The organism is Pseudomonas sp. SDO5522_S412, assembly GCF_054071215.1.
In genome coordinates, this window is sequence record NZ_JBSVWQ010000175.1 from 1 (window position 1) to 12,035 (window position 12,035).

The 12,035-nt window shown below is 61.3% G+C and carries 8 protein-coding genes; 3 read left to right on the plus strand and 5 right to left on the minus strand.

Going from position 1 to position 12,035, the window contains the following annotated elements; genetic code table 11:
- Positions 1-83 precede the first annotated feature (83 nt).
- Complete coding sequence (locus tag ACW9I6_RS25015) at positions 84-920, minus strand: 23S rRNA (adenine(2030)-N(6))-methyltransferase RlmJ (RefSeq protein WP_003209435.1); 837 nt, start codon at positions 918-920, stop codon at positions 84-86.
- A gap of 174 nt (positions 921-1,094) precedes the next feature.
- Here ACW9I6_RS25015 and ACW9I6_RS25020 point away from each other — a divergent pair, with 174 nt between their 5' ends.
- A complete protein-coding gene (locus tag ACW9I6_RS25020; protein ID WP_457339958.1) occupies positions 1,095-2,372 on the plus strand; it encodes an O-acetylhomoserine aminocarboxypropyltransferase/cysteine synthase family protein in 1,278 nt (425 codons plus the stop codon).
- Here ACW9I6_RS25020 and ACW9I6_RS25025 read toward each other — a convergent pair.
- Positions 2,358-3,071: a DUF4123 domain-containing protein gene (locus ACW9I6_RS25025; RefSeq protein ID WP_457339959.1), complete on the minus strand. Its 714-nt coding sequence runs from the start codon at positions 3,069-3,071 to the stop codon at positions 2,358-2,360. The genes ACW9I6_RS25020 and ACW9I6_RS25025 overlap by 15 nt on opposite strands.
- On the minus strand, positions 3,068-5,101 hold the full coding sequence (locus tag ACW9I6_RS25030) for a type VI secretion system Vgr family protein (protein WP_457339960.1): 2,034 nt from the start codon (positions 5,099-5,101) through the stop codon (positions 3,068-3,070). Before ACW9I6_RS25030 ends, ACW9I6_RS25025 begins: the two co-directional genes overlap by 4 nt.
- A gap of 188 nt (positions 5,102-5,289) precedes the next feature.
- On the opposite strand from ACW9I6_RS25030, the gene ACW9I6_RS25035 reads away from it, so the two are divergent.
- Positions 5,290-5,784 (plus strand): DUF2165 family protein, encoded by a 495-nt coding sequence (locus ACW9I6_RS25035; RefSeq protein WP_457339961.1) that lies wholly within the window; start codon positions 5,290-5,292, stop codon positions 5,782-5,784.
- Positions 5,785-6,052: 268 nt separating this feature from the next.
- Here ACW9I6_RS25035 and putP read toward each other — a convergent pair whose 3' ends face one another.
- Together putP and ACW9I6_RS25045 are read right to left on the minus strand one after the other, a co-directional pair.
- Positions 6,053-7,537: a sodium/proline symporter PutP gene (gene putP / locus ACW9I6_RS25040; RefSeq protein WP_003209422.1), complete on the minus strand. Its 1,485-nt coding sequence runs from the start codon at positions 7,535-7,537 to the stop codon at positions 6,053-6,055.
- 138 nt (positions 7,538-7,675) lie between these two features.
- The gene (locus ACW9I6_RS25045) at positions 7,676-7,966 is read right to left on the minus strand and encodes a hypothetical protein (RefSeq protein ID WP_158213528.1); all 291 of its coding nucleotides are present in this window, start codon (positions 7,964-7,966) and stop codon (positions 7,676-7,678) included.
- A 29-nt stretch (positions 7,967-7,995) separates the two neighbouring features.
- On the opposite strand from ACW9I6_RS25045, the gene putA reads away from it, so the two are divergent.
- Entirely contained in the window at positions 7,996-11,949 is a 3,954-nt protein-coding gene (gene putA / locus ACW9I6_RS25050; protein ID WP_134325624.1) for a trifunctional transcriptional regulator/proline dehydrogenase/L-glutamate gamma-semialdehyde dehydrogenase, read from the plus strand.
- Positions 11,950-12,035: the final 86 nt, after the last annotated feature.

The window sequence follows — 12,035 nt, forward strand, 5'->3', positions numbered from 1 at the left end:
TCAGTCACTGAATGTGTTTCTGATACACCGCTTTCGCGAGCAAGCCCGCTCCCACATTGGGTCTTCAATACCTTGAGATTGGCTTACTCGGCGATAAGCCAATCCATCTGCCAGCCACCCTGGGTTTGCCCAAGCTGCTTGGACAACCACGGCAGCAGCTCACGCAACTCCTCCTCCAGCCCCCACGGCGGATTGGCAATCGCCAGACCCGAACCGGTCAGGGTGTTGGGCGTGTCCAGCGGATGCACCAGCAATTCCACCCGCAGCAACTTCGGCGCACCGGTACCGGCCAGGTCCTGGTAGAAGCGGCGCAGCATGCGCTGGTCCTTCACCGGGTACCAGATCGCAGCCACCGTCTGGCGCATCCGGCTCACGGCTTCCTTGAGGGACGCGGCGCAGCGCTGCATCTCGTCGAGCTTCTCGAACGGCGGGTCTATCAACATCAACGCACGCTTTTCCGGCACCGGCAGCAATGCCCGCGGCACGTGCCAACCTTCGCCAAGGTGGACTTTCACCCGACGATCACCCTTCATGTTGTCCTTGAGCAGCAGGCCGTCTTCCGGGTGCTTTTCGTTGAGCAGCACGCGGTCCTGAGGACGAGTCAGGCGTCGCGCCAGCTCCGGCGAACCCGGGTAGTAGCGCAATTCGCCATCCGGGTTCATCTCGTGCAGCACACGCATGTAATCGGCGGTCAGCGGCGGCAGGTCGGCCTGGCCCCACAGGCGGGCGATGCCTTCCAGGTATTCACCGGTACGGTTCGCCTGGTCGCCCTGCAGGTCGTACAGACCAATGCCGGCGTGGGTGTCGAGATAGGCAAACGGCTGCTCCTTGCGCGACATCAGGGCGATGAGGCGGGTCAAGGTAAGGTGTTTGAAGACATCGGCGTGGTTGCCGGCGTGATAGGCGTGACGATAATTCATGGTTGCTCCTGCGCAGGGGGCGAAGTTTACCTTTTACGCAGGCAAAGGTGCAGGGCTGCGCGTCAGGTGGCGCTTATGCCGCAAACACAGGGGCGCTGCCGAAAATAGTCTAATTGGCGGTGCGAAAGCGGATTTATTGTGGCGAGCAATTATCCATGGAGGTCATAACAACTCATGAAAGACGCCACCATCGCTTTGCACCATGGCTTCAAGTCGGACCCGACTACCAAGGCCGTCGCCGTGCCGATCTACCAGAACGTCGCTTTCGAATTCGATAACGCCCAGCACGGCGCCGACCTGTTCAACCTCGACGTGCCCGGCAATATCTACACGCGCATCATGAACCCCACCAACGACGTGCTGGAGCAACGCATCGCAGCACTCGAAGGCGGCATCGCGGCCCTGGCGGTGTCGGCCGGCAGCGCGGCGATCCACTACGCGATCCAGACCCTGACCCGTGCCGGTGACAACATCGTCACCACCCCGCAGCTGTACGGTGGCACCTACACCCTGTTCGCCCACTTGCTGCCGAGCTTCGGCGTTGACGTGCGCTTCGCCCGTGACGACTGCGCCGAAGCCATCGCCGAGCTGATCGATGACAACACCAAACTGGTGTACTGCGAGAGCATCGGCAACCCGGCAGGCAATATCATCGATATCGAAGCCCTGGCCAACGTCGCCCACGCCCGTGGCGTGCCGCTGATGGTGGACAACACCGTGGCCACGCCAATCCTGTGCAAGCCGATCCAGTTCGGCGCGGACATCGTCGTGCATTCGGTGACCAAATACGTGGGCGGCCACGGCAACTCGCTGGGTGGCGTGATCGTCGACAGCGGCACCTTTCCCTGGACCCAGTACCCGGAGAAATTCCCCGGCCTCAACCAGCCGGAGCCGGCCTATCACGGTGTGGTCTACACCGAAAAATTCGGCCCGGCGGCGTTCATTGCCCGCGCCCGTACCGTGCCGCTGCGCAACACCGGCGCGGCCCTGGCGCCGATGAATGCATTCCTGCTGCTGCAAGGCCTGGAAACCCTGGCCCTGCGCATGGAGCGCCACACCGAAAACGCCTTGAGGATTGCCCACTTCCTGCAAGACCACGCACTGGTGGAGTGGGTCAGCTACGCCGGCCTGCCGGATCACCCCCACCATCACCTGGCGCAGAAATACATGCAGGGCAAACCGTCGGCGATTCTGTCCTTCGGCCTGAAGGGTGGTTATGAGGCGGGCGTGCGTTTCTACGATTCGCTGCAGATCTTCAAGCGCCTGGTGAACATCGGCGATGCCAAGTCCCTGGCCTGCCACCCGGCGTCCACCACCCATCGCCAGATGAATGAACAGGAGCAGGCGAAGGCCGGGGTGAAGCCGGAGATGATTCGCCTGTCTGTCGGCATTGAGGCGATTGAGGACCTGATCGAAGACTTGCAGCAGTCGCTGGCCTCAACCCAGCTCTGAGGCCAGCCAGGCGGCCAGCGCCTGATGGCTGACATCCGGCCGGCGCACGAAGTAGGCGACCTTGTGCTTCAAGGTCGCCGGCACAAAGGCGCTGTATAGGTCCGGGCGCTGTTCTTCCAGCCATTGCAACAGGTTGTCCACCTGCGTAACGCTCGATTGCTCACCCAGGTGCTGGAGAACCTGCGGCGGCACTTGCCACCATGGGCCGGGCTTTGCCGCTCCCGCTGCCGTAACCGCTACCTCATGCTGGCGACCATTGATCCAGTAGCGACTGAACACCGGGAGCAACTCCTTTGCCTGTGGCCCCAGCGCCTGCAACACAGGCAGGACATAAGCACCGTCCCAGAAGCGAAAGAACACCGCCGGCCCTTCCGGCAACAGTACCTTGGTCAGGCTGCGCAGATGCTCGACGACGGTGTGCAAGGAACAGGACGACACCGCCAGCCAACCCCAGTCGATACCTTCACATTCAGCGGCCCATTTCAAAAAAGCGCTGTCGACGGCGACCACCGCGACGTAGGGCATGACCTCCTCCCACGCTGCATACTCGCTACCCGCCCAGATGGGGCTAAGTGCACGTCCGTCGGTACGCCGCCACGCATCGAGCGGTTTGCAGTCGCTGGCATTGCCCATCACCACAAACAACTGCTCGCCCGCCTGCAACGGCGCAGCCTCAAGCCACTGCCCGGGAGAAATCATGGCGCACCCGCGGGCAGTGATGTATTGCGATGCAGGGGCGTATTGCACACGCCATTCCTGCAGCGCTCGCACTCTTCGCAAAAGGGTGCGCTGCGCTTCAGGCTTGACACCTGGACGGCACTCAACGGTGCAGGCATTACCGCCAGCAACTTTTCCTGCAGCCCCGGCGTCAGCGGCGCTCCCGCCGGTGCCGGGGCGCCGCCAAGCTGGATTTGCGTGCTGCTGAAAATCCCGCCCGCCGAAACGTTGATCCACTGCCCACCGGCCTGGAGGGTCACGCTGGCACCCGCATCAATAACGACGTTTTGCCCGGCACCGATGTGAATGGTCAACCCGGCACGTACCTGCTGGGAGCCCGCGACCATCAGGTGATCGTCCTGCTTGAGTTCGGTCAGGCGGTTGCCGTGGGTGGTGCGCTGTTCTTCGCCCTGAAGCTCGTGACGATCAAGGCCTTTGACGATCACGTCGCGCTGGTTGTCGACCTGCACGTGCTGGTCGTGCAGTACATGCTGGGTCCAGTTGCGCTGGGCGCGCAGGTAGATTTCCTCGGCACCCTTGCGGTCCTCGATGCGCAGCTCGTTGTAGCCACCGCCGCCGGGGCTGGTCTGGCTACGGAAGATGCTGCGGGTCTTGTCGGCTGGCAGGTCCAGCGGCACCGGCGTGGCGGCATTGGCCAGGCAACCGACCACCAGCGGCGTGTCGGCGTCGCCGTCGACGAAACCCACCAGCACCTCCATGCCCACCCGCGGGATCAACACCGAGCCGTAGTGCTCATGGGCCCAGCCACTGGCCACCCGCAGCCAGCAACTGGAATGTTCGTCGTGCTCCCCGGCGCGATCCCAGGCCATCTGCACCTTGACCCGGCCATACTCGTCACAATGGATCTCGCTGCCTGCCGGCCCTGTAACCACGGCGTTTTGATAGCCAGACACCGGCGGTCGCGATACCAGCAGCGGTGTTCGAAACGGCACCTCCCATGGCGTTACGACAAAGTGATTGCTGTAGCCCTGAGCCGATTCATCACCTGAGGCGTCGATGGTCGACTCCTCCAGCACCTGAGGCTGGCGCCCTGCATGCGTCACCTGGGTGACCAGCCACAAATCATTCCATTCCTGGCGAGGATGCCCTCCCATCCTCAGGAACTGCCCGCTGACCAGGGACGGCTGGTCGCTATGGCCACTGGCCTGGCGAAAGTCACCGCGATGGCGCTCCAACCTACGTTGCGCCAGGTATTTACCATGAGCGCGATCCGTAAAATTCCCGGGATAACACTGTTCCTCCAGCATGGGACGCTGGCCGCCGGACACCGTGCTTTCCAAGGTCAGGCGTGGCTTTCTGAAGTCGTAGTCCCGCAGATTCACATCGGTGGTACGGGTCTGCAACCGCAGGGTAAAACGCTTGATCACCGGCGTGTCGGCAACCATCCCCGAACCCGCCGCGTATTGAGTGGCTTGCTCAGGCTGGGCGAACACGCTCTGGTCATCGCCGAACACCAAAAGGTGGCGCTCGGGGTGATGCTGGAAGTGGTAGTGAATGCCCGACTCGGCGCACAAGCGCTGGATGAACGCCAGATCGGTTTCGCCAAACTGAACGCAGTACTCACGCTCGGGGTACACCCCGCTCAGTTGAAACGAGAAGGCATCCGCCTGGATACCCTGCCCTTCCAGCACCAGTGCAATGATCTGCGGCACCGTCCGGTTCTGGAAAATCCGCTGGTGAGCGCTGTGCTCAAGATAAGCCAACTGCGGAACCAGCGTGATCTGATAACGCGTCAGGCGCTTGCCCGAGTCGCCTTGCGCCACCCGATAGACCTGGCCATGAATACCATGGCCATGCGCATCAAACCCCAGGAACGCCTGGCGATGCATCAAGCTTTCCAGGTCAAGGTCGGGTTGCTCGCTGACCAGTTCAAGGTCAAAACGATAGGGCAGGCTGATGAATTCATCGCCCGTGAACTCACGTACCTTGAGATCACTGGGCACACCGTCGAGGGTCAGGCTAAAGGCACTTTGATTGGCAGGAGCGAACATCCGGTGTTTCTCTGCGAGTAGTGGGTGGCCGATTCTGCACCAGCTGTTTGCCGAGCTGAGTGCGCTGCAGGCAAATCAGTAAATCCCTACATCGCAGGCGCTTTAATCTTCATGTATCAGGCATCGAAGCCCTACCACCAGCGTGCTAGCGTATTCGTCCCCCGTCGCCCCATGACAATGGAAAAAACATGGCCACCCGCTACGCAAAAATCGTCCTGACCCTTGCCCTGGCAGCCTTCGCCACACTCGTGGCCTTCAGCAACATCACCGACTACGGCTCCAACTTTGCCTTCGTCAAACATGTGCTGAGCATGGACACCACCTTCCCCGGCAACGCCGCGATGTATCGCGCCATCACCACCCCATGGCTATGGCACGGTGCATATTGGCTGATCATCGCCGGTGAAGCACTGACGGCCGTGCTGCTGGCGCGTGGAGCACTGGCCTTGTGGCGGGCTCGTCGTGCCACAGCTATCGACTTCAATCGCGCCAAGAAAAGCGCAATCGTCGGGCTGACCCTGGGTTTCGTGGTGTGGTTCTTCGGCTTTATGGTGATCGGCGGCGAGTGGTTCCTGATGTGGCAATCCCATCAGTGGAACGGCCAGGAAGCGGCGTTCAAGTTCTATATGGCGATCCTGGGTGTGCTGATTTTTCTCAACCAGCCGGACACTGACCACGACTGAAAAACCACGAATTCAAAATCGGTGGATGCCCTTTCGCAAACTACTGTCAGATAGCTGACGGTAGTTTGTAGCCCTTTTCCCAAAGTATAAAAACCGCCTCACATTCAACGCTCACAGCCACCAGGCGAGCCCTTAAATTGGCCGTTTACTTCAGTGATCATCTGAATCTGTGAAAACAACACTGCGAGATCTGGAAGGCAAAAAAACGGCCCGTCATCCAAAAGATGCGGGCCGTTTTCACTTCAGCGGGCATTCAAGCCCCCGCCGATTACTTATTGAGGTTGTAGTCCGCCTCGGCTGCATCAAACCGCTGAAGCATGCCAGCCGTCGGAGCGCCCAGCTTGCTCACGAAGTAGATCGCCAGGCTGGCGAAGATGAAGCCCGGGATGATTTCGTACAGGCCAAACAGGCTGAAGTGCTTCCACACGATCACGGTGATCGCACCCACCAGGATGCCGGCCAATGCGCCATTACGCGTCATGCCTTTCCACAGTACGGAGATCAGCACCACAGGACCGAACGCAGCACCGAAACCGGCCCAGGCGTAGCTCACCAGGCCCAGTACGCGGTTTTCCGGGTTGGCGGCCATGGCGATGGCAATCAGCGCCACCAACAGCACCATGGCGCGACCGACCCATACCAGCTCGACCTGGGAGGCGTTTTTACGCAGGAAGGTTTTGTAGAAGTCTTCGGTGAGGGCACTGGAGCACACCAGCAACTGGCAGCTCAGGGTGCTCATTACCGCCGCCAGGATGGCCGACAGCAGCACACCGGCAATCCATGGGTTGAAGAGCAGCTTGGCCAGCTCGATGAACACACGCTCGTGGTTCTCGGTCACGGGACCGGCGACTTCCGGGTGCGCCGAGAAGTAGGCGATACCGAAGAAGCCCACCGCCACGGTGCCGCCCAGGCACAGGATCATCCAGGTCATGGAGATGCGACGGGCATTGGCAATCGATTTCACCGAATCCGCCGCCATGAAACGCGCGAGGATGTGCGGCTGGCCGAAGTAACCCAGGCCCCAGCCCATCAGCGAAATGATGCCGATGAAGGTGGTGTTTTTCAGCATGTTGAAGTTGTCAGGGTTCTGCGCTTCGATCGCCAGGAAGGTGGTGTCGACGCCACCGGTGGCCAGCAGCACGATGATCGGGGTCAGCAACAAGGCGAAGATCATCAGCGTGGCTTGCACGGTGTCGGTCCAGCTCACGGCCAGGAAACCACCGACGAAGGTGTAGGCAATGGTCGCGGCAGCACCGGCCCACAGCGCGGTCTCGTAAGACATGCCGAAGGTGCTTTCAAACAGACGGGCGCCAGCCACGATGCCGGAAGCGCAGTAGATGGTGAAGAACACCAGGATCACCACCGCAGAGATGATTCGCAGCAGGCCGCTTTTATCTTCGAAACGGCTGGAGAAGTAATCCGGCAGGGTCAGGGCGTCGCCGTTGTGCTCGGTCTGCACCCGCAGGCGGCCGGCTACAAACAGCCAGTTCAGGTAGGCACCGACGATCAGGCCGATGGCGATCCAGCTTTCCGACAGGCCAGACATGTAGATCGCGCCGGGCAAGCCCATCAGCAACCAGCCGCTCATGTCCGAGGCACCGGCCGAAAGCGCGGTAACCACGCTGCCGAGGCTGCGACCGCCGAGGATGTAGTCGGAAAGGTTGTTGGTGGAGCGATAGGCCATAAAGCCGATCAGCACCATGGCAGCGATATAGATCACAAATGTGATCAGGGTAGGATTACTTACGCTCATTGAGTTACGCCCTGGCTTTGTTTTTATGTAGCGGCGGTCTGTCCGGACGGCCATCCACTTTGCTAGTGGATAGACGAAGCCTGGCGCCGCGCATTTATGACTGACGTTTCCCCAGGAAAGCCATCAGCCGATGAACCGTCAGTAAGAGGTTGCACCTTGGGCGCGAATGCTATTCAACAAAGCAAATAAGGTGCAACCAGTTTCTTGAGAATAAGTTGCACCTTGATGTATTTTGCGAAAAACACCGTGTTTTTGCTCCTTTTCGGAGCAAGAGCAGCCAAAGTCAGAAGCAAATGCACCAAGGCGCAGCCGATTCGGCTGCGGCGATAATTTTTCCCGATCAGCATCAAAAATTTCATGGATAAAAAGGGTTGCACCCGGTTGCACCTCTCTCGGCGCAAAGCTAATCTTGCCGCCAGCTGATGCCACGCAGTAGTGGCACCCATGAGGATAAAAAGATGGCTACGACCACCCTTGGGGTCAAACTTGACGACCCGACCCGCGAGCGCCTGAAGGCGGCCGCGACCTCCATTGATCGCACGCCGCACTGGCTGATCAAGCAGGCGATTTTCAATTACCTGGAGAAACTCGAGGGTGGTGCAACCCTGGCCGAGCTCAACGGCCTGGGCAGCAAGGACGCGGAAGAAGCCGGCGAGGTCCAGACCGACCACGCCCACCAGTGCTTCCTGGAATTTGCCGAAAGCATCCTGCCGCAATCCGTACTGCGCGCCTCGATCACCGCCGCCTACCGTCGCCCGGAGCCGGAAGTGGTGCCGATGCTGATCGAGCAGGCTCGCTTGCCCGCGGCAATGGCCGAGGCCACCAACAAGCTCGCCTCTTCGATCGCCGAGAAACTGCGCAATCAGAAAAGCGCCGGCGGCCGTGCAGGCATCGTCCAGGGCCTGCTGCAAGAATTTTCCCTGTCGTCCCAGGAAGGCGTAGCGCTGATGTGCCTCGCCGAAGCGCTGCTGCGCATCCCGGACAAGGGCACCCGCGACGCACTGATCCGCGACAAGATCAGCACCGGCAACTGGCACCCGCACCTGGGCAACAGCCCGTCGCTGTTCGTCAACGCCGCCACCTGGGGCCTGTTGCTGACCGGCAAACTGGTCGCCACCCACAACGAAGCCGGCCTGACCTCGTCCCTGAGCCGCATCATCGGCAAGAGCGGCGAGCCGATGATCCGCAAGGGCGTCGACATGGCCATGCGCCTGATGGGCGAGCAGTTCGTCACCGGCGAAACCATCGCCGAAGCCCTGGCCAATGCGAGCAAGTTCGAAGCCAAGGGCTTCCGCTATTCCTACGACATGCTCGGTGAAGCCGCACTTACCGAACATGACGCCCAGAAATACCTGGCCTCGTACGAACAAGCCATCCACTCGATCGGCAAGGCGTCCCACGGTCGCGGGATTTATGAAGGCCCGGGCATTTCCATCAAGCTCTCGGCCCTGCACCCGCGTTACAGCCGTGCGCAGTACGAGCGCGTGATGGACGAGTTGTACCCGCGCCTGCTGTCGCTGACCCTGCTGGCCAAGCAGTACGACATCGGCCTGAACATCGACGCCGAAGAAGCCGACCGCCTGGAGCTGTCCCTCGACCTGCTGGAACGCCTGTGCTTCGAGCCGCAACTGACCGGCTGGAACGGCATCGGTTTCGTGATCCAGGCTTACCAGAAGCGTTGCCCGTATGTGATCGACTACGTGATCGACCTGGCACGCCGCAGCCGCCACCGCCTGATGATCCGCCTGGTAAAAGGCGCGTACTGGGACAGCGAAATCAAGCGCGCCCAGGTCGAAGGTCTGGAAGGCTATCCGGTGTACACCCGCAAGGTGTACACCGACGTTTCCTACATTGCCTGCGCACGCAAACTGCTTTCGGTACCGGAAGTTATCTATCCGCAGTTCGCCACCCACAACGCTCACACCTTGTCGGCGATTTACCATATTGCCGGTCAGAACTATTACCCCGGCCAGTACGAGTTCCAATGCCTGCACGGCATGGGCGAGCCTCTGTACGAGCAGGTTGTAGGCAAGGTCTCCGAAGGCAAGCTGAACCGTCCGTGCCGCGTGTACGCACCCGTCGGCACCCACGAAACACTGCTGGCTTACCTGGTGCGTCGCTTGCTGGAAAACGGCGCCAACACCTCGTTCGTCAACCGTATTGCCGACCAATCCATCTCGATCCAGGAGCTGGTGGCCGATCCAGTGGCCAGCATCGAGCAGATGGCGACGCTGGAAGGCGGCTTCGGCCTGCCGCACCCGCGTATCCCGCTGCCGCGTGACCTGTATGGTGCCGAGCGCGCCAACTCCGCCGGTATCGACCTGGCCAACGAACACCGCCTGGCGTCGCTGTCCTGCGCCTTGCTGGCTACCGCGCATAACAACTGGAAAGCCGCGCCGATGCTCGGTTGCGCTTCCAGCAATGAAGCGGCTGCACCGGTGTTGAACCCGTCGGATCTGCGTGACGTCGTCGGCCACGTACAGGAAGCAACTGTCGAAGACGTCGACAACGCCATCCAGTGCGCCCTGAACGCTGCGCCAATCTGGCAGGCCACCCCGCCCGCCGAACGCGCCGCGATCCTGGAACGTGCCGCCGACCTGATGGAAGGCGAGATCCAGCCGCTGATGGGCCTGCTGGCCCGCGAAGCCGGCAAGACCTTCGCCAACGCCATCGCCGAAGTGCGTGAAGCCGTGGACTTCCTGCGTTACTACGCGGTGCAGGCTCGCAACGATTTCACCAACGACGCTCACCGCCCGCTGGGCCCGGTGGTGTGCATCAGCCCGTGGAACTTCCCGCTGGCGATCTTCAGTGGCCAGGTCGCCGCTGCACTGGCCGCCGGCAACCCGGTACTGGCCAAGCCTGCCGAGCAAACACCGCTGGTGGCCGCACAAGCCGTGCGCCTGCTGCTGGAAGCCGGGATTCCGGAAGGCGTGCTGCAACTGCTGCCGGGCCAGGGCGAAACCGTCGGTGCGCGCCTGGTGGGTGATGATCGCGTCAAGGGCGTGATGTTCACCGGTTCCACCGAGGTTGCGCGCTTGCTGCAACGCAGTGTCGCCGGCCGTCTGGATGCACAGGGTCGTCCGATTCCGCTGATCGCCGAAACCGGTGGCCAGAACGCAATGATCGTCGACTCCTCGGCACTCACCGAACAAGTGGTGATCGACGTAGTGTCGTCGGCCTTCGACAGTGCCGGTCAACGTTGCTCGGCCCTGCGCGTACTGTGCTTGCAGGAAGATTCCGCTGACCGCGTCATCGAAATGCTGAAAGGTGCCATGGCTGAATGCCGCCTCGGCAACCCGGAGCGCCTGTCGGTGGATATTGGCCCGGTGATCGACGCCGAAGCCAAGGCTGGCATCGAGAAACATATCCAGGCCATGCGCGACAAAGGCCGCAACGTTTACCAGGTCGCGATTGCCGATAGCGAAGAGATCAAGCGCGGTACCTTCGTGATGCCAACCCTGATCGAACTGGAAAGCTTCGACGAACTGCAACGGGAGATCTTCGGCCCGGTGCTGCACGTGGTGCGCTACAAGCGCAAAGAGATCGACCAGCTTATCGGCCAGATCAATGCCTCCGGCTATGGCCTGACCCTGGGCGTGCACACCCGCATCGACGAGACCATCGCCAAGGTGATCGACAACGTCCATGCCGGTAACGTCTACGTTAACCGCAACATCGTGGGTGCCGTGGTCGGTGTGCAGCCGTTCGGTGGCGAAGGCTTGTCGGGCACTGGCCCGAAAGCTGGCGGCCCGCTGTATCTGTACCGTTTGCTGTCGACCCGTCCTACGGACGCCATCGAGCAATCCTTCGTCCGTGGTGATGCACTGGCCGCACCGGATGTTCGCCTGCGGGATGCCATGAGCAAGCCGCTGACCGCCCTGAAAGCCTGGGCCGACAGCAGCAAGCTCAGCGACTTGAGCGCCCTGTGCGTGCAGTTCGCCGCGCAATCCCAAAGCGGTATCACCCGCCAACTGGCCGGCCCGACCGGCGAGCGCAACAGCTACGCCATCCTGCCCCGCGAGCACGTGTTGTGCCTGGCGGAAGTGGAAGGCGACCTGCTGACGCAACTGGCGGCCGTGCTGGCAGTCGGCGGCTCGGCGGTATGGCCGGAAACTGAATTGACCAAGGCCGTGTTCGCACGCTTGCCGAAGGATATTCAGGCGAAGATCACGCGGGTGGCTGACTGGACCAAGGATGAAACCGTGTTTGATGCCGTGCTGCATCACGGTGATTCCGACCAACTGCGCGGGGTTTGCCAGCAAGTGGCCAAGCGTGGCGGGGCGATTGTCGGGGTTCACGGTTTGTCTTCGGGCGAAACCGGGATTGCCCTGGAGCGCCTGGTGATCGAGCGGGCGTTGAGCGTCAACACTGCTGCTGCGGGTGGTAACGCCAGCCTGATGACCATCGGCTAACTGACGAAACGCGGTCAAAATGTGGGAGCGGGCTTGCTCGCGAATGCGCAGTGTCAGTCGCCAGATGTACTGACTGATCCACCGCA

Excerpts from the sequence above, each read along its gene's own strand:
- ACW9I6_RS25015 (WP_003209435.1), bottom strand. The coding sequence starts at position 920 with ATGAATTATCGTCACGCCTATCACGCCGGCAACCACGCCGATGTCTTC.
- ACW9I6_RS25020 (WP_457339958.1), top strand. The coding sequence starts at position 1,095 with ATGAAAGACGCCACCATCGCTTTGCACCATGGCTTCAAGTCGGACCCG.
- ACW9I6_RS25025 (WP_457339959.1), bottom strand. The coding sequence starts at position 3,071 with ATGATTTCTCCCGGGCAGTGGCTTGAGGCTGCGCCGTTGCAGGCGGGC.
- ACW9I6_RS25030 (WP_457339960.1), bottom strand. The coding sequence starts at position 5,101 with ATGTTCGCTCCTGCCAATCAAAGTGCCTTTAGCCTGACCCTCGACGGT.
- ACW9I6_RS25035 (WP_457339961.1), top strand. The coding sequence starts at position 5,290 with ATGGCCACCCGCTACGCAAAAATCGTCCTGACCCTTGCCCTGGCAGCC.
- putP (WP_003209422.1), bottom strand. The coding sequence starts at position 7,537 with ATGAGCGTAAGTAATCCTACCCTGATCACATTTGTGATCTATATCGCT.
- putA (WP_134325624.1), top strand. The coding sequence starts at position 7,996 with ATGGCTACGACCACCCTTGGGGTCAAACTTGACGACCCGACCCGCGAG.